Source organism: Paludibaculum fermentans, assembly GCF_051172195.1.
Classification (GTDB): domain Bacteria; phylum Acidobacteriota; class Terriglobia; order Bryobacterales; family Bryobacteraceae; genus Paludibaculum; species Paludibaculum fermentans_A.
Window position 1 is genome coordinate 657,866 of sequence record NZ_JBPJAQ010000002.1, and the last position, 21,887, is coordinate 679,752.

The following is a 21,887-nucleotide window of genomic DNA, read 5'->3' on the forward strand; positions in this document are numbered from 1 at the left end:
TTGGCCAACAAGGAGAGATCCATGACACACGAGAGATTGGTGGCGATGATCCGTCAGGCCACAAAGGATGTATTCGGCACGATGCTGGGGATCGAACTGGAAGACCACCCCGAGTATCTGGGTGTGACGGCTCCGGGCCCCAGTGAAGGAGTGCTGGCGATTGTGGGGCTGGCCGGCGCCTGGGCGGGATCAGGTTCCTTCTCCTGTTCCGCGCTGATGGCCCAGAAGATCTCGGGCCAACTGCTGATGCAGGAGTATGCGGCGATTGACGACGAAGTCCTGGATGCCATCGGCGAAGTTACCAACATGGTGCTGGGGAATGTGAAGACGGTGCTGGAGGAAGAATTGGGGCCAATGGGCCTCAGTATTCCAACGGTGATCTATGGCCGCAACTTCACGACGCGCAGTGTCGGCAAGAGCCAGTGGACGGTAGTGCCGTTCCAGTGCATGGGGGAACTGGTGGAAGTTCACCTCTGCCTGGAGCCGGGCAAAGAGCTCTCGGCGAAGATCTCGGTGGCGCAGGAGCAGGTTCCGGCGATTCTGACGATGATCGGCTAGGGGCGCGGCCATGGCAGGCGGCGAGCAATTCCTGGTGGTTCGGTTGGCCGGGCACGAGTATGCCATCCCTTCCGGCCGGGTGTGCGGGATGGTGCAGACACGCGGTGTCGAACTGCACCGCGTGGATGGCCGGGGCGCCCTGCGGTATGTGACCAGCCTGCACGGCCGGACTGTCCCGATCTATGTACCGAATCGTGTCCTGGGTTTAGCGGAACAGGACATTTCGGCGCGCAGTTGCCTGCTGCTGATCCGCGAGGTGCAGGCGGAGGAGGAATCCGGGCAGGAGGCTGATTTCGCTTTGGCGGTGGACTCTGTTTCCAGGCTGGCGGTGCTGCCTCCGGCGGCGGTACGAGCCGGCCAGGGGCTGGTGCGGCTGGGCGATAAGTGGCGGACTGTGCTGGACTTGGAGGCTCTGCGGGCGGCTTGAGGGCCAAATGAATCAGGACCTTGCTCTCCTGGCCAGAAATACCGGCAAAATCACCATCTGGATGAAGATGTTACAAACCGCGACCCCCCTCATTCGTATATAGGTCCATGCGAGGCATCGGACCGGATCTCAAGTACGCACTGCGCACCCTGGCGCGCAGCCCGTTGTTCACCCTGGCGGCGGTGTTCTCACTGGCGTTGGGTATCGGCGCCAATACAGCCATTTTTACCTTGATGGATCAACTGTTGCTGCGGCTGCTGCCGGTGAAGGATCCGGCCCAGTTGGTGATGATCTGGTCGACCGGGCCGCACATGGGGAACAACAATGGATCCCGCGCGCAGTCCTACCCGATGTACCAGGCCTACCAGAAGCAGGCCGGCTTCTTTTCTCATGTATTCTGCCGCTATCTGGATGACGCGTCGTTGAGCGTGGACGGGCAGACAGAACGCGTGATCTCCGAGATGGTGTCCGGCAACTACTTCGATGCGATGGGCGTCAAGCCCGCCGTGGGCCGCCTGTTCTCTCCCGAGATGGATGACCGGACCTACAAGGGCCATCCCACCGTGGTGCTCAGCTACGACTACTGGGTGAACCGCTTTGGCGCCAAGGCGTCGATTGTGGGCCAGAAAGTCCTGGTGAACAACTACCCGATGGTCGTTGTCGGAGTATCGGCGCCAGGGTTTCTCGGGATGGATCCGGCGCGGTCGCCGCAGATCCGAGTGCCCATCCAGATGGCGCCCATCATGACGCCGGGCCGAGACAGCATGGGCGAGTACCGCAGCCAGTGGATCCAGATGTTCGCGCGCATGAAGCCGGGCGAGACGGTGGATACGGCCCGGGCCAAGCTGCAGGCGATCTTCACCCGGCAACTTGAGTACGAATCCACCTTGCCGGGCCTGAGGAAAGCTTCCAAGTTTCAGATGGACCGCTTCTTCAAGCGGCAGGTGAAGCTGGAGCAGGCCTCGAATGGCTATTCCGACATCCGGAACGACTTCGGCAAGGCGCTGATTGTCCTGATGTCGATGGTGGGCCTGGTGCTGCTGATCGCCTGCGCCAATGTGGCGGGGTTGCTGGTGGCGCGGGCCGTGGCGCGGCAGAAGGAACTGGCTGTGCGCCTGGCCATCGGTGCGTCCCGGAGCCAACTGATCCGGCAATTGCTAATCGAGAGCCTGATACTGTCGATGGGCGGAGCCTTACTGGGCATCCTGTTGTCAGTTTGGACGATTCGCGGGCTGATCGGCTTCCTGCCGGAGGGTGGCACTCCGCTGATGCTGACGGCGACGCCCGATCTGCGGATCCTTTTATTCAATCTGCTGCTGGCCGTGCTGACGGGCCTGCTGTTTGGCGTGGCTCCGGCGTTCTTCGCGACGCGCATCGACCAGTGGAATGTGCTGAAGGATGCGGGCGGGGCTGTTTCCGGAACGGGCGGCGGCGTAAGGCTGCGCAAGATCCTGGTGACGGCGCAGGTGGCCCTCTCGTTCCTGCTGCTGGCCGGAGCCGCCTTGTTCTCCCGCAGCCTGGGGAACCTGAAGGGCACGTCCACCGGCATCCAGGGTATGTCGAACCTGGTGACGTTCCAGGTGAACCCATCGCTGAACGGCTATACGGTGGAGCGCGAGAAGGCGTTCTACCAGGAGCTGTTGGCGAATGTGCGCGGCCTGCCCGGCGTCCAGGCGGCAGGTGTGGCCGCGGTACCGATTCTCCACGGCTCGGAATGGGATTCCAGCATGTCGGTGGAGGGCCATCAGAACAAGGATGGCGAGGACATCCAGGCCTTCATGAATGCCTTGTCGCCGGGCTATTTCAAAACAATGGGCATCCCGGTGCTGGAAGGCCGGGACCTGCGCGATAGCGACCTCGGCGATAACTTCAAGGTGGCGGTCGTCAACCGCGCGTTCTCCGAGTACTACTTTGGCAAAGGCAGCCCGATCGGACGCCATATCGGCTTTGGCGGCGGCCCGGATACGAAGCTGACCATCGAGATTGTCGGCCTGGTGGAGAACTCCCTATATGAAGGACCGCGGGAGGGCGTGCACCGGCAGGTGTTTGTCCCGCGGTTCCAGTCCGGATTCCCGGGCTCGGTGGCGTATTACGTGCGCGGCTCGATGGATACACGGTCGATGATGAGCGGGCTGCGCGAGGCAGTGCGCCGCCTGGACCCGCGGCTGCCTTTGTACGAAGTCACGACACTGGAGAACCAGCTGGACCAGACATTGTCGACGGAGCGGATCATCGCCGCGCTGTCGATCGCCTTCGGCTGCCTGGCGACCCTGCTGGCGGCGATCGGGCTGTATGGCGTGATGGCGTTTGTGGCCGCGCGGCGAACCCGCGAGGTGGGGTTGCGCATGGCGCTGGGCGCACAGCCGTTCGACGTATTGCGGCTGATGATGCGGGAAGTGATCATTCTGCTGGTGGCCGGATTGGCTGTGGGCGTTCCTTCCGCCTATGCGTTGAGCAAGTACATCTCGTCGCAGATGTTTAATGTGAAGGTGAACGATCCGTGGCTGGGCCTGGCGGTGATCGCCTTACTGGCCGGCGTCGCGTTGCTGGCCGGTTTCCTGCCGGCGCGGCGTGCAAGCACTGTCGATCCGTTGGAGGCGCTGCGATACGAATAGGTCGCCGGCGCTCCTGGCCACGAAAAGTAGTGCCGGTCCCGTAAGAATTGCGAAATCCCGCCGGAGTTCTGCTATTCTCGTGCGATGTCCTGGGCTAAACATTGCACTCTGGGTTTGCTGCTATCCGCTTCCCTGGCGACCGCCAGTCCGGTGGTCGTGTCATCGTCCCTACAGGGCGACATCTCTGATCAGGGCTTCGGGAGTCCCATCGCGTACTTCACCTTCATGGGGACAAGCCTCAATGTCGGCGGCTCTGTCTGGCGCGCGTTCTGGGTGTTCAACCTGCCCTCCGGCCTCGGGCCGGTGAGTGAGGCGAAGTTTGTAGTCCAGCCCAGCGCCTACTTCGGCGATGCGCCGCAACATACGGTCGTGTTCACCGACTATCTGCTGTCGCCCACGCTGCTTTCCTCCATCTATCCGGTCGGTGACGCGACCGGTCAGGCGATCTTCGCCGACCTGGGGGCCGGCACCGTCTATGGCCAGTTGAATGTGGTCCCCGCCGATGCGCGGGTCGATTGCAGCACCCCGGGTTGTCTGCCTCAATCCGGGCACACCCTCACGGTCCAGTTGAATAGCGCGGCAGTCGCCGCCATCAATGCGAACCTGGGGGGCACCTTTGTGATGGGCGGGTATGTCACCACCAGCAGCCCCAACATGATTGCCAGTTCCGATGGCGTGCAACTGGGTACGTTTCTGAGTCCCAGCATCGCCGAGCTGCAACTGGTTCCGACGCCCGAGCCGGGCACGGCCGGGCTGGTTGTCCTGGCAGGACTCGCGGTCCTCGGGCTACGACGCCGGCGCCCTCGCTGACGCGAGGCGGTTAGCCGCGGCGAGCCACGATCAAGGTAATGTCGTCATGCTGCGGCGCTCCGGCGGCGAACGCTTTCACGGACGCCAGCAGGTGGTCAGCGGCGGCCTGGGCGCCCGCTGCCGGCGCCCCGCCCAGCGCTGCCAGCAGACGGATTTCTCCAAACTCTTCACCTTGCGGATCACGCGCCTCCGTTACGCCATCGGTGTAGAGCAGCAGGAGATCCCCGGGCTGGAGGTCCACCTGCGCCTGCTCGTACCGGGCGCGGCGCGTCATGCCCAACCCGACTCCAGGTGTCCTGAGCCAGTGGTGTTCACCGGACGCCCTCAGCAGCAGGCACGGATTGTGGCCGGCACAGGAGTAGCGCAGCGCGCTGGACGCGGGGTCATAAAGGCCGTAGAAGAACGTTGCGAAGCGGTTGGCCGGAGACGAGTCGTAAACCAGAACATTCAGCTTGGCCATCAGTTCGCGAAGGTCGGTGACGCCGCCCAGGATCAGGCCGCGTAGCGACGCCTGCAGGCCCGCCATCAACAGTGCCGCCGGTACACCTTTGCCGGCCACATCCCCGATGGCCAGGCCGACGGCCCCGCCGGGTGTGGTGAGGAAATCGTAGTAATCGCCCCCGACCGACTGGGCGGGCACGCAGCAGCCCGCGAGGTCGAGGCCCTGGATCTGAGGGGCCCGTTTGGGGAAGAGGCGCTGTTGCACCTGGCTGGCGATTTCCAGTTCATTGTTCAGCCGTTCGCGCTGCGCGGTTTCACTGGCGACGGTGGCGGTCAGGCGGGTGACATCCAGGGCCAGCGCGGTCTGGCTGGCGACAGATTCCAGCAGTTGCAGGTCGCGCCGGGAGTAAGGCTCCTCTGAGAGCTTGGGGCCCAGGCGGAGCGCGCCGTAATCCTGGTCAGGCGTGGTGAGCGGCAGAATCAGATCGCTGAAGCCCTGGTAGCCGCCCGCGGGCAGCATTTCGATGTGAGTGACGTGCAGCGTGGACTGGATGCGGTCCTGCACGATCTCGAGCAGTTTCTGGGGATCGGTGATGCGGCGCACCTGGTGGGAGAGCTCGATCAGGACCTGCTCGGCGTTGACGGCTTCACGGAAGAAGCGGCGATCCACCCAGGCCCGAACATGGTCTGTGCCGTAGCTCACCGCGACGATACCCGCCAGGCAGAGTAGGGTGACCATCCAGCCGTGGCTGCTGAAGGCGATCCAAAGCAGGATCGCATTGACCAGCAGGCGGAGGGCTGTGACGGTGCGCGACGCCAGCAGGCCCTGGCGGAAGACCACGCCGAGGTCGAACAGACGGTCGACCAGCATGCTGTAGGCCAGCGTGAGTGGAATGAAGATGGGTGCCAGCACACCGGGCATCAGCAGCCAGACCGGATAGTCGTTCAGGTCACGCTTGAGGAGCACGGCGGAGACCATCAGCGCGGTATTCGGCACGATGCCCAGCATGAGACCGGCGAGCATCCAGCGCATGCGGCGGCGGGCGGCGGGATGGGTCTCGGTTCGGAACTTCAGCAGGAAGCTCAGCAGGCCGAGGCCGATCAGGGCAAAGTGCCAGGACTGGGTGAGTGCCTTCGGCAGGTGCTCCAGCGGTTCCAGAATCGCCCAGACCCGCGGGTCGGCGAACATACCCGCGACCAGCACGGCCCGGGCCGCGTCATGCGGCGTATAGATGAGGATGGCGGCGAGGGAGATCCAGGACAGCGGTCCCCGGCGCCAGTGGCCGTCAGGGAAGAGGAGAGCCACCGCGCACCAGGCGGCTGGCCATGCGTTCGAGAACACGTCCAGGAAGACAGCGGGGCCGCTCATCCAGACGCCCCAGCTATAGCGCTCATAGCCGTTGGAACGCTGCATGAAGGCCAGGCTCAGCAGAAGCCACAGGATGGCCAGAGCGGTGGGGTCGGAGGGACGGCGGAAGGCGACCAGGAACCCCAGCCCGATACAGAGGATGGGCAGGATTATGTTGAGGCCCAGTGTGAACGCGAAGTCGCCAAATTCGGTCATGGTCTGGATGGGGGTGACCAGATCGGCTGTGCGGGGTGGACCCAGCCCCGTGCGCACCGTGAACTGGGCATGGGTTCCACCGGGTTTCGCGAAAAACTCATGGGCCGCGTCGAAGGCGGAATGGATCGGCACCCCATTCACCGCCAGCAGCGTGTCCCCTTCCTTGATGCCGCCTTGCTTCGCAAAGTCCTTCACCTGGCCCAGGGCAAGGTTCTCTGGATCAATGACCCCGGGTATGCGGGGCACAGCCTGGAACAGCGGCGTGAGCGAGGTGTACAGGAATCGCCCCTCCACCGCTCCGCAGACCACCAGCAGTGCGGAGAGAGCGAGGCGCTGTTTCCAATGCGTCAAGACTCCGATTATAGATCCTGGCCGGGCGTTTCCGGTTCGCTGCGGGACCCCGCGATACGGCGGCGCCCGATGCTGGATAATTAAGCGAGGCCAAAGCGCCCTGAATGCGTTTGCAATGAAAAAACTAACCGCCCACGTCAAAGCCGCCGGTTGAGCGTCCAAGCTCAGTCCAAAGGTTTTGGACCAGGTGCTGCCAGGCGTTCCGCGCCTGCGCAATTCTAAAGTTCTGGTGGGGTTTGATACGTCGGACGATGCCGGCGTGTACAAGCTCAGCCCGGAGTGTGCCCTGGTGCAGACGGTGGATTTCTTCACGCCGATCGTTGACGATCCTTACACTTACGGCGCCATCGCGGCCGCCAATGCGCTGAGCGACGTCTACGCCATGGGCGGCCAGCCGGTCACCGCGCTATCGGTGCTGTGCTATCCCGGCAAAGGCGATCTGGAGGATCTGGCAGCGATTCTGAAGGGCGGCGCGGAGAAGATGATTGAGGCCGGGTGCGCTGTGGTGGGCGGACACAGTGTGAACGATGACGAGATCAAATTTGGTTACGCGGTGACGGGCACTGTCCATCCCGACCGCATCTGGACCAATGGCGGCGCGCGGCCGGGCGACCTCCTCGTCCTGACCAAGGCTTTGGGCACCGGCGTGATCTCGACGGCGCTGAAGCGCGGCCTGGCCGCCGAGGATCATGTGGCCGCCTCCATCGCGTCAATGCTCAGGCTCAACCGGGTCGAAACCGAAGCTCACGGGTGTACGGACGTCACAGGCTTTGGCCTCCTGGGGCATGGCCGCGAAATGGCCCTGGCGAGCAATGTGACTTTGGAGATCGATTCCGCGGCGCTGGAGTTTCTGCCCGGCGCGCTGGAGTATGCCGCGGCAGGAGCCGTGCCGGGCGGCCTGAACAATAACCGGGCGTTTGCGTCCGACTGCGTCCTGGTGCGCGACGGGGTGCGGCCCGAAGTCGAAGCGCTTTTGTACGATCCGCAGACCTCCGGCGGACTGCTGCTGTCGCAATCGCCCCGGCAAGCCGCCGAGCATCCCGTTGGCCGCGTAATTGGCCGTGTCCTGGAGCGGGGCGCAAAACCCATTCACGTTATATGAACTACAACCCCATCATCGTTGCCCTCGACGTGCCGAACGCCGGGGAAGCCCTCAGCCTGGTCGACCGGCTTTCGACGACTGTCGATTTCTATAAGGTCGGCCTGGAGCTGTTTACCGCCGAAGGTCCGGCGGTGGTGCGCGAAATCGTCGCGCGGCGCAAGAAAGTCTTTGTGGATTTGAAGATGTACGACATCCACGAAACCGTGAAACGGGCGGCGGCGCGCGTGGCCGCGCTGGGCGGCAGCCTGTTGACCGTGCATGCCAGTCCGCAGGTGATCCGGGCAGCCCGCGAGGCGGCGGCCGGCACGAACCTGCGCATCCTGGCGGTCACCGTGCTGACCAGTTTCGACCAGCAGGATCTGGAGGATGTGGGCATCACGGGCCGCACCGTGGCGGAACAGGTGGAGTGGCTGGCTTCGAAGGCGATAGACGCGGGCGCAGACGGCCTGGTGTGTTCGCCCCTGGAAGTGGCTGCGCTGCGGGCCCGGGTGCATCCCGAGACAGTGCTGGTGGTGCCGGGCGTGCGCTCCGCCGGAGCGGATCATGGCGACCAGAAACGCGTGGCGACGCCCCAGTCGGCCATGGCCGACGGAGCCAGCTATCTGGTAGTGGGCCGCGAAATCACCAGGGCGGCGGAACCGGCGGCGGCGGCGGATGCGATCCTGCGCGCGTTGGGAAGTCAACTACACTAAGGCCATGGCTCGCTATTTCACGCTCGAGCAGGCGCAACGTCTGGTGCCGGAGGTGCGCCGCATGCTCAACGAAGCCGTGGAGGCGCGCGCCGAACTGGAAGAAGCCCAGGAAGAGATTTCCGGGAGCATGCGGAAAGCTCACCAGATGGGCGGCGTGGAGCTGGACACCCAGCGGCTGGCAGCGCTGCGCAAACGCGTCGATGAACTGGGAAAAAAGCTCAAAGAAATCCTCGATCAGTTCGAAGAGTTAGGGATACAGGTGAAAGACCTGAATATCGGGCTCGTGGATTTTCCCACGAAATACCGGGGTGAAGAAGTACTAATCTGCTACCAGCTCAATGAGACCGGCGTCGGGTATTGGCACGGTCTGAATGAGGGGTTCCGAGGCCGCAGAAGGATCGACCGGGACTTCCTGGATCATCACGAAGGCGATCTCGTTCATTAATCCGGGCACCCGGGAGATGAATTGAAATGACTGGCCGGGGAAAGCCTCGATCGTTCGCCCCCGGGCACGGAATCACCGTTCTGTGCCTGCTGGCGCTCTCCACTGGTCTGTTGGCGGCGCAGCCGTCCACGCCAGCCGCGGAGCCGTCTCCGCCCAAGCGCAACGTCCTGATCCTCAACTCCTATCACCAGAACTTCCCGTGGACGAACGATCTCGTGCTGGGCGTGGAGGACGTGCTCTCCGCCCTGCCGTTCGAAGTCGAGGTCTGGACCGAATTCCTCGACGCGAAACGCAAAAGCGGCCCGGCGCACGAAGCCTGGATGGAAGAGACCCTGCGGGAGAAGTATCGTACCCTGCGGCTCGACCTAATTGTCTCCTCGGATGACGACGCGCTGCAGTTTCTCCTGAAGCACCGCGACGGTCTGTTTGGCCAGGTGCCGGTGGTGTTTTCCGGCGTATCGAGTCCGGAGCTGATCCAGCAGTTGCCGCGGGACTCCTATACCGGAGTAGTGGAGGAATTCGACCTCCAGAGCTATCTCGACACGGCCCTGCACCTGTTCCCCAAGGTTCGGCAGATTTTTGTAGTGTCCGACGCTTCGCCCTCGAACCAGGTGCACCTGCGGGCGCTACGGACCATTGCACGGCGGCGATCGTCCCTGCATTTCCAGTTCCTGGACGGTTCACTGCTGTCTTTCGGCCAGATCCTGACGCAACTGCGAGCCATGCCCCAGGACTCGTTGGTGCTGACGACCAGCTTCACCCACGACAGCACCGGGTTGTACGTGCCGCTGCCGGATGCTGGCGCGCAGATCGCAAGGGCGGCCGGGGCGATACCGGTGTTCAGCCCGAATAGCGCTCAATTGGGCCAGGGCTTCGCCGGCGGATGCGCGAACAACGGCCGCGCGCATGGCCTGCAGGCCGGCAATCTCGCAAAACGGGTGTTGGCCGGCGCGTCGCCGGGCGGCGTGCCGATTGTCCGGCACGGGGTGCTCCAGATGGTACTGGACTTTGTCGTGCTTGAGCGGCTTGGTGTTGCGCCGGACCTCATCCCCGCCGGTGTGGTGGTGCTAAACCGTCCCGCCAGCATGACCGATTTCTACGACCGCAACCGACGCCTGGTGTGGATCGGGGCGGCCTTCACCTTGATTCAGTTCCTGATCATCGCGGCGATGGTGGCGAACGTGCTGCGGCGGCGGCACGCCGAACGGCAATTGCGCTCCAGCCAGGCCCACCTGGAACGTGCCCAGAAGCTGGCCCGGCTGGGCAGTTGGGAGAAGGATCCTCACTCCGGGGCCCTGCGCTGGTCCGATGAGGTATATCGCATTCACGGGCTGAACCGCGAGATCTTCGAGCCGACTTTCGACCACCTGATGGACTTGGTCCATCCGGACGACCGCGAACGCATCCGCACCATGGCCGTGACGGCGGATAAGGAGTCGCGGAACCGGGCCATGGAGTACCGCATCCTGCGGCCGGACGGGCGGGTGCGGCACGTGCGATCGTACGGCGAATTCACGCAGTTGCGCGACGGCCGCCACATGGTGATGGGCACGGTCCAGGACGTGACGGAGATGAAGGAGATCGAGGAACAGTTCCGGCATGTGCAGCGGGTCGAATCGCTGGGCACGCTGGCGGGCGGGATTGCCCACGATTTCAATAACCTGCTGACGGTGATCAACGGCTACAGCCACATGCTGCTGGGACGGGTGGGAGAACAGGACCAGAACCACCGCCTGCTGGTGGAGATCCAGCGCGCCGGGCAGCGCGCGGCCGACCTGACCCGGCAACTGCTGGCATTCAGCCGGAAACAGGTGCTGCAGCCGCAGGTTCTCGATCTCAATGAAGTGGTGGTCTCCATGCAGGGGCTGCTGGCGCCGCTGCTGGGTGAAAACGTGGAGCTGCGTTTCCAGACGGCCAAGCCGCTGAAGCGCGTGCGGGCCGACCGCACACAGGTCGCGCAGGTTCTGCTGAATCTGGCGGCGAACGCGCGCGATGCCATGCCGGTGGGCGGCGCGTTTACGATCCGGACGGCGAACGAGGAGATCAGGGAGGCGCGCTCGTCGCAGTCGATGGACCTGCAGCCGGGCTCTTATGTGGCGCTGTACGCCATGGACACCGGGTCGGGCATGGATGAGACCACGCGCGAGCGGATCTTTGAGCCATTCTTCACCACCAAGGAAGTGGGCAAGGGCACCGGCCTCGGCCTGTCCAGCGTGTACGGGATCGTGAAACAGAGCGGCGGGCACATTTCGGTGTTCAGCAAACCGGGGCAGGGGGCAACCTTCCGAATCCTGCTGCCGGCAGTGGAGGAGCCGGCGACGGCTACCGGGACGGCCGCCTGGGGCCCCGGCAAACAGGCCAGCCACCACGTCATCCTGCTGGTGGAGGATCAGGGGCAGGTCAGGGAACTGGCGCGCGAAACCTTGGCCCAGTTGGGCTACCGGACCTACGCGGCGGCCAGCGGCGAGCAGGCGCTGGAGCTGTTCAGTAAGGCGGATCCGCCGGTGGAACTGCTGATCACCGATGTGGTGATGCCGGGCATGAGCGGTCCGGAACTGGCCGAGAGGCTGCTGCAGCACAATCCCAAGCTTGGGGTGCTCTACATCTCGGGATATCCCGGGGACTCCCTGGAGCACGAGAATGGCTCCGGCTCCCGGCGCATCCTTCGTAAGCCATTCCTTCCGAAAGACTTGGGGGCCATTGTGGAAGAGATGCTGGCGGCCGTGGCGGAACCTGACGAAGTGGAATGATTTGGAGCGCTTTTCCGCATGCTGCTAGACTGGAAAGTAGTCCGGTTAGGTTCTGAGTTCGCAGGATGCTCCTCGCCAAAGAATTCGTCACTTATCTAAGCCGCCAACTGGCAGCAAAGCTCGGTTCCAACATCATCGAAATCTCCAATCCAACCGCCGTGGCGGAGCTGATGGGGACGATCATTACCGATGAGTTGTCCGTGGAAGACAGGCTGAATGACGAGGTGCGCACGCTGTTGGAAGAGTACTCCGTGTACATGTCCAACAACAGCATCAGTTATTCAGAGATGTTCCGCCGCATCAAGAACCAGTTGGTGGCACAGCGCAAGGTAGTGAAGGCCAGCGGACGCGACACCGGCGACCCGATGAAGCTCAGCCGCGACAAGATCAACGAGATCTCGCACAAGCTGGTGACGGCCATGCGCAAATCGCGCGACTGCCGCTTCCGCCGCGATTCGAATGACGTGCGGCTGGAACTGGTCCGGCTGATCTCCGAGATCCTGCAGAGTGAAGACAAGGCGGAAAAGGCGGCACGCGCCAAGATCCGCACGATGAAGAAAGAGATTCCCGAGGGCAGCGAAGAGTGGGATCTGCTGCATAAGCGGTACTACGCCGAAGAGCTCCGGAATTTCGGCATCGACCTGTCCCACTAATTCGTCCGCGGTCGAGCCTTCGACCGTGCCCGCTGGTAAGCCCTGGCTCCGCCCATCTCCCTCGTCCGTTCCCGCCCGTGCAGTAAGATACCCATGATGCAATCCTCCTCGTTGGTCGTAACTGGCTCGCTGAACATGGACTTCGTAGTCCAGGTTGACAGGCTGCCCGCGCCCGGGGAAACCACCCTGGGCGGCAACTTCCAGATGATCCCGGGCGGCAAGGGCGCCAACCAGGCCTGCGCTGCCGGGAAACTGGCGACGAACGGCCGCGTCAGGATGGTGGGCTGTGTAGGGCTGGATCCGTTTGCCGACCATTTGAAGGCGAGCCTGGCGGCGGCCGGTGTGGATGTTTCCGCGGTCCGCGCGGCGCGCCAGACGCCCACCGGAGTGGCGCTGATCTGGGTCGAGAAGTCGGGACAGAACTCGATCGTGGTGGCGCCGGGCGCGAATACGCAGCTGGGTCCGGGCGACATTGAGGCTTCGCGGGCGGCCTATGCGGGTGCACGCTGCGCGCTTTTCCAGTTGGAAACCCCGCTGGCGACGGTCCAGGCGGCCATGCTGGCCGGGCACGGGGCAGGGGCCTTGACGATCCTGGATCCGGCGCCGGCCCAGCGGTTGCCTGCCGGATTGCTGGCCCTGGTGGACATCCTGACGCCCAACGAGAGCGAGGCCTGCATTCTGCTGGATCGTGAACCGGCGCGGGTGACCTTTGCAGAGGCGCCGGAAATCGCGAAGGCGCTGCGCGCCCTGGGCCCGAAAGCAGTCGTCCTGAAGCTGGGCGAGCAGGGCTGTTTCTACTCCGACGGCGAGCAGGAGTTCCCGGTGCCCGGCTTCGCCGTCAAAGCCGTGGATACGACAGCGGCCGGCGATACGTTCAATGCCGGCCTGGCCGTCGCGTTGGCCGAAGGGCTGGAGATGCCTGCTGCCCTGCGGTTTGCGAACGCCGCCGCGGCGATCTCGGTCACTCGCCTGGGTGCGCAGGCATCGGCGCCGTCCCGAGCCGAAGTGGACGCGTTTATGGCGCAGCCGGCCGGGTAGGGAGTACGGCCCAGTCAGTGTTCGAATAGACGGCAGCGGTCGTGGCAGGCCGGTTGACCGCGCGGACGACGACATAGTCGACGCCCATGGCCCGATAGCGGTCCAGGGGCAGCAGCGGCAGCTTGGCCTCGCGCACCTCGTTCCAGCGCTTCCACCAGAGGTCAGCGAAGTTCTCCAGCAGGTTGGCCTGGCCTCCGCCCTTCCAGTCGACATAGATGCTGCGTTTCGCATCGTTGCGGAAGACCCCGGGCTGCAGGCCGTGGCCCACGTCGGCGAAGAGGAACGACGAATCCTGGGGCGTGGTGGAGCGAGCCCAGTTGGATAGTTCGCGTAGCGGCGCGGTGTGCAGCACGGGGTAGTTCCTGACTCCGCCCACGCCGGGGATCAGGAAGATCGCGGCGGCGGGCACCAATACGGCCGTGCGCGGCCATTTCACAGCCAGGACAGTCAAGGCGGCCAGCGCCAGCACCAGCGGCAGTTTCCGGGCATCCGGCTGGGTGAACAGTTGGACCACCAGCCCGTTCGTGGGGATCGCGAAGACCAGGACAAACCACCCGAACGCTTCCAGGCGGCGGCCGGAGACGGCGGCGTGCCAGCCGGCGGCGGCGGCCAGCAGCAGGGCCATGGCGGTGATGAACAGCACCGCGCGGGCGGGTTGGAACTGTGGCATCAGGATCCACTTGCCTACATCCAGCAGCAGGTATTGGAGCGGCACCATCAGCATGCCGTAGACGGCCACGGCCAGCGTGAAGAAGCGCGCTTCCGGGGAGAGCTGGGGCCGCAGGCGAAACCAGGCTCCGGCAGCGGCGAGCAGCAGGACCGGGTATTGCCAGAACCAGGGCCTCGGCCAGAACTGGATCCAGTTGTACATGGCGCGATACTTCTGGATGGCTTCCAGCGGCGCGGGGATCACGCCCCACCAGACCTGGTGCTCGGTCTCGCCCTGCTGCAGCATCGCGCATAGCAGCACCGTGCCCACGGCGGCGGCGCAGGCGGCAGCCAGGGGCCACAATGCCCGCCGCGTCTTCGAGACAAGGAAGTAGAGCGCGGCGCACGCCCAGAAGGGGGCCGTGGAGGTGGGGTGGTAGATTGTCGCGAGGAAGGCCAGGACGGCGGCAGCTCGCCAGTACCGGTTGGCGGCGCAGCCGAACGCGCCCATCAGCAGCAGGATGGCAAACGCGCGTGGGACGGGTTCGTACTCCAGCGTGAGTACGGCCGGGCCATTGATCACCGCCCCCAAGCCGAAGCATCCGGCGGCGAAAAGCGCTGCGGGGACACCCAGTCCCATGGCCTGGGCCAGCAGGAAGGCGCCCGCCAGGCCGATAAAGCGAAACACGAGTTGCTGGCCGCCGAGGACGTGCTCCAGGTCCGCTCCCGTCAGGCGGCGCAGTCCGATGGCGACTTCGTCATACAGCGTCCAGGTGACATGCGGCCGCAGGGCGAGCTCGTCTTTGGGAAACAGGGTCGGATCCATCATGCGATCCAGCATCGGCGCGTAGATCTGGGTATCCGATTGAAGCCAGGTGTGGCCCGGGAATACGAAAAAGCCCAGCAACGCGAGCACCAGGAGAACGAACGCGGTGGCCGGGTACTGCTGCTTCACTTCTCAGGCGTCTTTTCCAGTTGTTGCTTGGTCCAGATCCGCTCGGGGTGCAATTCCTGGCTTTTGGCCAGGGCTTTGCGCGCATCGGCGTTACGGGCCAGTTTGCGCAGGATGATGCCCTTCCAGAGCCAGGCGTCGGCGTCCTTGGGATCGAGTTCCAGGGCCTTGTCGACGTCCTTCAGGGCGAGTTCCGGACCGCCGCCGAAGGAGGCGGGTAAGTAGTAGTTGCCCACGGCGCGGCTCAGGTAGCCGGACGCGGCCTTGGGCGCCAACTCCACCGCCTTGTTCACTTCGTCCAGCGCGCACTTGCCGTACTTCATGCCGGCCAGCACATTGGCGGGGATCACCTGGCCGCAGAGTGTGCCCAGGATGCGGTGGTATTCGCCCACGTTCGGTTTGAGCGCAACGGCCTTTTCGGCGACCCGGATGCCGGCTTCGGCGGCGCCGCGCGCGGCGTTCTTATCGCGCAGTTCCATCGAGACTTCGGCGCGGATCAACTGGGCCTGGGCAGCCTTGTAGAGGACATTGGCGTCATTCGACTTCGCCTGGGCCTCGGCGTCGGCCGCGGCCGCGATCCTGTCGAGCGCCGCACGGTCCTGCGCGTCGCGCGCTTTGAGCAGATCGGCCGGCAGTTCGGCCGCCATACACGATGCCATCAGTAAGGGGAGCAGTATCCGCATGGAACAAATCACCATTCTATCCAGACGCGTCCCGCGAGGCGGGCGGTTACCAGTTCATAGTGCGGCGATCTTGCGCTGCACCAGCAATAGATAGAGGGCCAGGCAAGCCAGAACCACACCGTACACGGCTACTACCAGAGGTGCACCCAGATGGGGCACCAGTGAGCCGGTAATCAGGCTGCCGATGGGCATGCCGCCCCGGAAAGCCACGTTGTAGATGCTCATCACGCGGCCGCGCATTTCATCCGTCGCCACCATCTGCACCAGGGAGCTGAGCAGCGAGAAACAGGCGATCAGTCCCATTCCGGCCAGGAACAGGAAGACCAGGCCGAGGTAGAGATTTCGGCTCAAAGCAAAGGCCGCCTCGAAGACGCCGAGCCCAATGAGGGCCAGAATCGCGTCGCGGCCCACACCCGCGCCCTTGCCACGGGCAGCCACCATCAAGCCGCCGCAGATGGCACCGGCCGCCTCCACCGAAAGCAGCAGGGTATAGGTGGCGGCCGTGCCCCCAAAGACTTCCTTCGCGAAGACGGGCAGGAAAACGATGATGGGGATGCCCAGGAACGTACAGACGAAGGCCACCCAGATGAGCGGGAGCATTTCCGGCTTCTGGCGGATGAACGCGATGCCGCCCTTCATGCTCTCCATGACCGTCTCTTTGGTCTTGCCGGGGGTGAAGTCGATGGTGATGAGCAGCAGGGAGACGATCACGGCGACGAAGCTGAGACCGTTGAGGCCGAAGCACCAGGCGGCGCCCAGGCTGGTGAGGGCGAATCCGCCGATGACCGGGCCGATGACGCGCGCCAGGTTGAACTGGATGGAGTTGAGGGCGATGGCGTTGGGCAGGTTCTCGCGGGGCACCAGGGAGGGAATCAGCGACTGATAGGCCGGCGCTCCGAAGGCCTGGGCGACGCCCACCACAAAGCTGAGGGTGAGAATCTGCCAGACGCTGGCATGGTTGGTGGCGAAGAGGATGGCCAGCAGGAAGGCGCAGGACATCTGCACGAACTGGGAGACCAGCAGCACGCGGCGGCGGTCGAAACGATCGGCCGCGACGCCGGCGAACATCGCCAGGGCGAAGATGGGCGTGCCGCCCAGAAATGAGTCCAGTCCGAGATAGAACGGCGATCCGGACAGTTTCAACACCATCCAGCTCTGGGCCAGACTTTGCATCCAGGTTCCGATGCTGGAGGTGCAGGCGCCTGCCCACATCAGCCGGAAATTTCGGGATTCGAAGGCGGTGAAGATCCGGCTTAGCAATGGGCGGTACCGTTACGGCAGAGGCTGGGGGCGCGAGATGAGGTGAAGAATGTTGCCATCACCGTCGGCGAAGAAGAGCAGGCGGTTGCCCTTGAGGTTGAGCGGTTCCCCCAGGAACTTGACGCCCTTGCCATTCAGGTCTTCGTGTCCGGCGTCGAAGTCGCTGACCGAGACCGCGATGTGGCGGATGCCAGGCGTACGCATGGCGGTTTCGGGCGCATCACCCTGAGAAGGAATGATTTCCAGCATCGCGCCGTCGGGCGCTTTGACGAAGAAGTTGCCGTCGTACTCGTGATTGATCCGGAAACCCAGCGTGTCGACGTACCATTGCGCCAGGCGCTTCGGTTCAGGGGAGGCCAGGGCCGTATGCTCCAGTCCAGTGAACAACATTATCTAAGTCTAGCAAGCGCACCCGCGTTTCGTGCCGGCCGCGGACGAGAGTTTTCAGGTGCGATAGCTGGCATTGATGTCGATGTAGCCATGCGTGAGGTCGCACGTCCAGAAGCGGCAGGAGCCACTCCCGTCGCCGCCGATGTGGAAGCGGATGCTGCAGTCCTTCTCATCGAGCCTGCGCTTCATGGCTGCTTCGTCGAATGGCGCGGCCAGGCCCTTGCGGCAAACTTTTACACCCTGCAGGTAAATGTCGACCTGTTCCGGCTCGAAGGTCGCGCCGGAATAGCCGGCCGCGCACAGGATGCGCCCCCAGTTCGCGTCGCTGCCGGCGATAGCGGTCTTCACCAACGGCGAGTTGGCGATGGCCCGCGCGATGCGGGTGGCCGCGGCTTCGTCCTTCGCTCCGGAGACTTCGATCTCGACGAACTTCTTTGCGCCTTCGCCGTCGCGCGCTATCTGCTTCGCCAGCGACTGGCAGACCTCATCGAGCGCCGCCTGGAACTCTTCGCGGCGGGGCTTGATGCCGCTGGCACCGTTGGCCAGCACCAGCAGGGTGTCGTTGGTGCTCATGTCGCCGTCGACGCTCAACCGGTTGTAGCTGCGGCCCACGGCCACCTTCAGACAGGACTGCAGGACGGTGGGCGAGACTACCGCATCGGTCACCACGTACGCGAGCGTGGTCGCCATGCCGGGATGGATCATGCCGGAGCCCTTGGTCATGCCGGCGAGCCGCGCACCGCCCGCTTCCGCATAGGCGACCTTCCGGACCAGGTCCGTGGTCAGGATGGCGTCGGCGCAATCCAGAAACCGGCCTGCGTCCAGGCCTTCGGCGAGGGCGGGCAGGGCATCGGTGATGAGGGCGGGATCCAGTTCCATGCCGATGACGCCGGTAGACGACGGCAGGATCTCGGCGGCCTTGCAGCCCAGCACCTTGGCCGCGGCCCGGGTGGTGGCCAGGGCGACCTTGGCGCCGGTGCGCGTGGCGCAATTCGCGTTCCCTGCGTTGACCAGTACGGCACGGGCTACACCGCCGGTATGGGCCAGGTTTTCACGAGACAGTTTCACCGGTGCGGCCTGCACACGGTTGGTTGTGAAGACAGCGGCGGCGGAGGCCGGAGCGTCTGACACAATCAGCGCCAGGTCGGGCTTGGCGGCCTTGCGGATGCCCGCGTACAGGGCGGAATAACGGAAGCCGAGGGGCAGGTTCACTTCGAGGACTCTCCCAATAAATCGGTATCGGACAGGCGCTGTCCGTTCAGGAAGGCCGGGGCGTCCACGCGCTTGCGCCCTTCCACTTGAATCTCCAGCAATTCCACGGCGGTGGCCGCGCCACAGGCAGCGAACAGCTTGCGGCCTGAGGCGTAGAGGGCCCCGGGCGCACGGCCAGCCGGCGGCTCAGCGGCGACCCGGCAACGCCAGATGTTGAAGCGTACACCGCGAAAGGTCGTCCACGCGCCGGGCCAGGGCAGGAAGCCGCGAGCTCGATTGTGGATCACGGTGGCCGGTTGGTTCCAGTCGATCAGGCCGTCTTCGCGCTTCAGGATGGGCGCCAGGGTGGCGTCGGCATCGGTCTGGGGGACGCGGGCTATCGATCCGGCGAGCAACCCGTCCAGAGTCTCGACGAGCAGGCCGGCGCCCAGGGCGGCCAACCGCGGCCCGACATCCAACGCGGTCTCTTCCGGCCCGATGGAGGTCTCGGCCTTCAGCAGCATGTCGCCGGTGTCGAGGCCGGCGTTGATCATCATGGTGGTGACGCCGGTGACGGTTTCACCATTCGCAATGGACCACTGGATGGGGCCGGCTCCACGGTACTTCGGGAGCAGGGAAGCGTGGACGTTGATGATGCCGTATGGGGGGAGGTCGATGATCGCCTGCGGAATAATCTGGCCGTAGCCGACCACAACCATGGCATCGGCCTGCAGCGCGGCCAACTCGTCTACGCAGCGGCGGACCCGCTCCGGCTGGCGAACTTCCAGGCCCAGGCGCAGGGCCGCTTCCTTCACGGGAGAGAGGGCGAGTTCCTGGCCACGTCCCTTTGGCCGGTCGGGCTGCGTGTAAACCACGACCACCTCATGACCGGCCCGGACAACTGCTTCCAGCGTCGGGACAGCAAACTGCGGTGTTCCTAGAAAGACCAGTTTCATGGACTACTCGGATTGCGCGGGCCCGCGCCGCGCCCGGATCATTAGTCCCACTCGCCGGCTTTCGCCAGTTTGCGGATCTTGCGGCGGATGAGGTCGCGCTTCAACAGGCTGAGGTGGCTGAGGAACAGGACACCATTGAGGTGATCGATCTCGTGCTGCATGGCGCGTGCCAGCAGTTCCTCGCCGTCGGTCTCAAAGGTCTCGCCGTCCACGTTCTGGGCGCGGACTTTCACCTTGTTGAACCGCTTGACGTCCTCGCGGAAGCCGGGAATCGAGAGGCAGCCCTCTTCGCCGATCTGGCTGCCCTGTTTGGAGACAATCTCCGGGTTGATCAGCACAATGCGCGCTTCGGGATCTTCGCCAGCCGAGGGATCAATCACCGTGAGCCGTTGAGAGAGCGCGACTTGCGGGGCGGCCAGGCCGATGCCCTTGTTCGCGTACATCGTCTCGAACATGTCTTCCACCAGTTGTTTCAGTTCCGGGGTGCCGAACTCCGCGACCGGTTGTGCCACCTGTTCCAGCACAGGGTCGCCATACTTAACTATCCGCAGGACCATCTTAGTACTTCAAAACTCCCTGACTTGTTGGATGTAGCCGTCGTAGTTTCGACGCGACTCCTTCAGGGAATCGCCGCCAAATTTTTCCAGAAACGCCTGGGCCAGGACGATCGCGACCATCGCCTCGCCAATGACCCCCGCCGCCGGCACCACCGCGACGTCGCTGCGCTCATACGCCGCCGAGGCCGGTTCCTTGGTCGCCAAATCCACCGATTCCAACGGTCTGCGGAGTGTGGAGATGGGTTTCAGCAGGCCGCGGACCACCAGGTCCTGCCCGTTCGTAATGCCGCCCTCCAAACCGCCGGCCTTGTTCGCGCCGCGGTGGAAGCTCTGCTTGTCCCTATCGTAGTGGATTGTGTCCTGGACCTTCGACCCAAAGACGGCCGCTGCCTCTTCGGCCTCCCCGATTTCGACGCCCTTGACGGCCTGAATGGACAGGATCGCCTGCGCCAGGCGGCCATCCAGGCGGGTGTCCCAGGTGATGTGGGAGCCCAGTCCGACGGGCAGGTTGTGGGCGCGAACCTCAAACACCCCACCGACGGTGTCGCCGGTGCGGTAGGCCTCGTCGACGACGGCCTTCATGCGGGTCTCGGCTTCGGGATCGACGCAGCCCAGCAGGACTTCTTCCTTTTGCGAGAGGGTGACAAGCTCTTCCCACTCCACCAGTCGCTCCAGTCGGGCCGTGCCCACCTGGATAACGTGGCTGAGGATCTGGACGCCGAACTGGGCCAGGTATTGCTTGGCTAGCGCGCCGACAGCGACTCGAGCAGCGGTTTCGCGGGCCGAAGCACGCTCCAGGATGTAGCGCGAGTCGGTGAAGCTGTACTTGATGGCGCCGGCGAGATCGGCATGGCCGGGCCGGGGGCGTGTGAGCGGCTTCTTCTTTTCTTCGCTCGTCTCAACCGATTCCACCGGCAGTACTTCGGTCCAGTTCTGCCAATCGCGGTTTCTGATGATGATGGCGATGGGCGAGCCGATGGTCTGCGAGTGGCGCACGCCGCTGACCAGTTCCGCCGTATCGGTCTCAATCTTCATGCGTCCACCACGGCCGAAGCCCTGCTGGCGGCGCCAAAGTTCATGATTCACCTGGGCGACGGAAATCGGGACACCGGCGGGCAGACCGGTCAAAGTCGCCACCAGACACTCCCCGTGCGACTCGCCGGCGGTCTCAAAGCGTAGCATGTGGTTGAATTTCTTATGGTATCGAACCCGTCCCTGTTCCATCAAGCCACGTATGGATTCGCGCAGCGGGGGCGGGGGGTGCTGGCTGGCGGATTGACCTGCCATCCGCCGGACCTCAGGGCCTGGAATTGGGGGGCCTGCTCGACTGTCAATACCCGCTGGCAGCCCTGGCCTTCTGGTTCCCGGTAGTCACCGCGCCGCGCAGTTCCTGCCAGTGCAGCCAGGCCAGGCTCATGATCCTCATCACCTCGTTGGCGGCGAAGGGCTTGGCGAGCAGGTCATAGACGCCCAGGCTGAGCGCTTCCGACCACAAGCGTTCGTCATCCAGACGCGAGACCAGGATCAGTAAAGGCGGTTCCGGAAATTGCTCGAGGGCATCCAGCATCGCCCGCCACGGATGCGGTCCAAGGTTGCTCTCCGAGAGCACGATTGGAATGTGGTGCTGCTCCAGAATTGCAGTGGCTGATGGGATCGAGCGGCTGGAATACAGCGTCCATTCGGAGTCGGTAAGTAGACGCCATCGCGGGTCGGCCAAGAGCTGTCTGAGATATTCATGATCTTCCTCGGCTTCGGAGACAAGCAGCACCGGGACACACCCGCCTCCACTCCTCTGTGTTGTGGG

The 21,887-nt window shown here is 64.2% G+C and carries 20 protein-coding genes; 10 read left to right on the plus strand and 10 right to left on the minus strand.

Going from position 1 to position 21,887, the window contains the following annotated elements; translation table 11 throughout:
* The first annotated feature begins 21 nt into the window (after positions 1-21).
* The 4 genes from ACR9Y2_RS29250 to ACR9Y2_RS29265 all read left to right on the plus strand — a co-directional run bounded on the left by ACR9Y2_RS29250 (position 22) and on the right by ACR9Y2_RS29265 (position 4,410).
* Positions 22-558, plus strand: coding sequence for a chemotaxis protein CheX (locus ACR9Y2_RS29250; RefSeq protein WP_435045412.1), 537 nt, complete (start codon positions 22-24; stop codon positions 556-558).
* A 10-nt stretch (positions 559-568) separates the two neighbouring features.
* Positions 569-985, plus strand: coding sequence for a chemotaxis protein CheW (locus ACR9Y2_RS29255; protein ID WP_435045413.1), 417 nt, complete (start codon positions 569-571; stop codon positions 983-985).
* Between the two features lie 107 nt (positions 986-1,092).
* Entirely contained in the window at positions 1,093-3,600 is a 2,508-nt protein-coding gene (locus ACR9Y2_RS29260) for an ABC transporter permease (protein ID WP_435045414.1), read from the plus strand.
* Positions 3,601-3,756: 156 nt separating this feature from the next.
* Positions 3,757-4,410, plus strand: a complete 654-nt coding sequence (locus ACR9Y2_RS29265; protein ID WP_435045415.1) for a PEP-CTERM sorting domain-containing protein — start codon at positions 3,757-3,759, stop codon at positions 4,408-4,410.
* Positions 4,411-4,420: 10 nt separating this feature from the next.
* On the opposite strand, the gene ACR9Y2_RS29270 is transcribed toward ACR9Y2_RS29265, so the two are convergent.
* Entirely contained in the window at positions 4,421-6,766 is a 2,346-nt protein-coding gene (locus ACR9Y2_RS29270) for a SpoIIE family protein phosphatase (RefSeq protein WP_435045416.1), read from the minus strand.
* A gap of 115 nt (positions 6,767-6,881) precedes the next feature.
* Here ACR9Y2_RS29270 and selD point away from each other — a divergent pair, with 115 nt between their 5' ends.
* The 6 genes from selD to rbsK all read left to right on the plus strand — a co-directional run bounded on the left by selD (position 6,882) and on the right by rbsK (position 13,446).
* Positions 6,882-7,868 (plus strand): selenide, water dikinase SelD, encoded by a 987-nt coding sequence (selD, locus tag ACR9Y2_RS29275; RefSeq protein WP_435045417.1) that lies wholly within the window; start codon positions 6,882-6,884, stop codon positions 7,866-7,868.
* Positions 7,865-8,560 (plus strand): orotidine-5'-phosphate decarboxylase, encoded by a 696-nt coding sequence (gene pyrF, locus ACR9Y2_RS29280; RefSeq protein WP_435045418.1) that lies wholly within the window; start codon positions 7,865-7,867, stop codon positions 8,558-8,560. Before selD ends, pyrF begins: the two co-directional genes overlap by 4 nt.
* 4 nt (positions 8,561-8,564) lie before the next feature.
* Positions 8,565-9,005: a DUF2203 domain-containing protein gene (locus tag ACR9Y2_RS29285; RefSeq protein ID WP_435045419.1), complete on the plus strand. Its 441-nt coding sequence runs from the start codon at positions 8,565-8,567 to the stop codon at positions 9,003-9,005.
* Between the two features lie 26 nt (positions 9,006-9,031).
* Positions 9,032-11,755 (plus strand): ABC transporter substrate binding protein, encoded by a 2,724-nt coding sequence (locus tag ACR9Y2_RS29290; RefSeq protein WP_435045420.1) that lies wholly within the window; start codon positions 9,032-9,034, stop codon positions 11,753-11,755.
* Positions 11,756-11,820: 65 nt separating this feature from the next.
* Positions 11,821-12,408, plus strand: a complete 588-nt coding sequence (locus ACR9Y2_RS29295; protein WP_435045421.1) for a DUF507 family protein — start codon at positions 11,821-11,823, stop codon at positions 12,406-12,408.
* Between the two features lie 93 nt (positions 12,409-12,501).
* On the plus strand, positions 12,502-13,446 hold the full coding sequence (gene rbsK, locus ACR9Y2_RS29300; RefSeq protein WP_435045422.1) for a ribokinase: 945 nt from the start codon (positions 12,502-12,504) through the stop codon (positions 13,444-13,446).
* On the opposite strand, the gene ACR9Y2_RS29305 is transcribed toward rbsK, so the two are convergent.
* From ACR9Y2_RS29305 to ACR9Y2_RS29345, 9 genes are all read right to left on the minus strand, one after another.
* Positions 13,424-15,049 (minus strand): hypothetical protein, encoded by a 1,626-nt coding sequence (locus tag ACR9Y2_RS29305; protein ID WP_435045423.1) that lies wholly within the window; start codon positions 15,047-15,049, stop codon positions 13,424-13,426. The two genes, rbsK and ACR9Y2_RS29305, sit on opposite strands and share 23 nt — an antisense overlap.
* Complete coding sequence (locus ACR9Y2_RS29310; protein WP_435045424.1) at positions 15,046-15,729, minus strand: tetratricopeptide repeat protein; 684 nt, start codon at positions 15,727-15,729, stop codon at positions 15,046-15,048. Before ACR9Y2_RS29310 ends, ACR9Y2_RS29305 begins: the two co-directional genes overlap by 4 nt.
* 54 nt (positions 15,730-15,783) lie before the next feature.
* Positions 15,784-16,989, minus strand: coding sequence for an MFS transporter (locus ACR9Y2_RS29315; RefSeq protein WP_435045425.1), 1,206 nt, complete (start codon positions 16,987-16,989; stop codon positions 15,784-15,786).
* Between the two features lie 12 nt (positions 16,990-17,001).
* Positions 17,002-17,379 carry a VOC family protein gene (locus ACR9Y2_RS29320; protein ID WP_435045426.1) on the minus strand — a complete coding sequence of 126 codons (378 nt, stop codon included), beginning with the start codon at positions 17,377-17,379 and terminating at the stop codon, positions 17,002-17,004.
* A gap of 54 nt (positions 17,380-17,433) precedes the next feature.
* Positions 17,434-18,591 (minus strand): bifunctional glutamate N-acetyltransferase/amino-acid acetyltransferase ArgJ, encoded by a 1,158-nt coding sequence (gene argJ, locus ACR9Y2_RS29325; protein WP_435045427.1) that lies wholly within the window; start codon positions 18,589-18,591, stop codon positions 17,434-17,436.
* Entirely contained in the window at positions 18,588-19,526 is a 939-nt protein-coding gene (gene fmt, locus ACR9Y2_RS29330) for a methionyl-tRNA formyltransferase (protein WP_435045428.1), read from the minus strand. Before fmt ends, argJ begins: the two co-directional genes overlap by 4 nt.
* A gap of 41 nt (positions 19,527-19,567) precedes the next feature.
* On the minus strand, positions 19,568-20,083 hold the full coding sequence (def, locus tag ACR9Y2_RS29335; RefSeq protein ID WP_435045429.1) for a peptide deformylase: 516 nt from the start codon (positions 20,081-20,083) through the stop codon (positions 19,568-19,570).
* A gap of 9 nt (positions 20,084-20,092) precedes the next feature.
* Positions 20,093-21,265 carry a chorismate synthase gene (gene aroC, locus ACR9Y2_RS29340; protein WP_435045430.1) on the minus strand — a complete coding sequence of 391 codons (1,173 nt, stop codon included), beginning with the start codon at positions 21,263-21,265 and terminating at the stop codon, positions 20,093-20,095.
* Between the two features lie 148 nt (positions 21,266-21,413).
* Positions 21,414-21,800, minus strand: coding sequence for a hypothetical protein (locus ACR9Y2_RS29345; RefSeq protein ID WP_435045431.1), 387 nt, complete (start codon positions 21,798-21,800; stop codon positions 21,414-21,416).
* Positions 21,801-21,887: the final 87 nt, after the last annotated feature.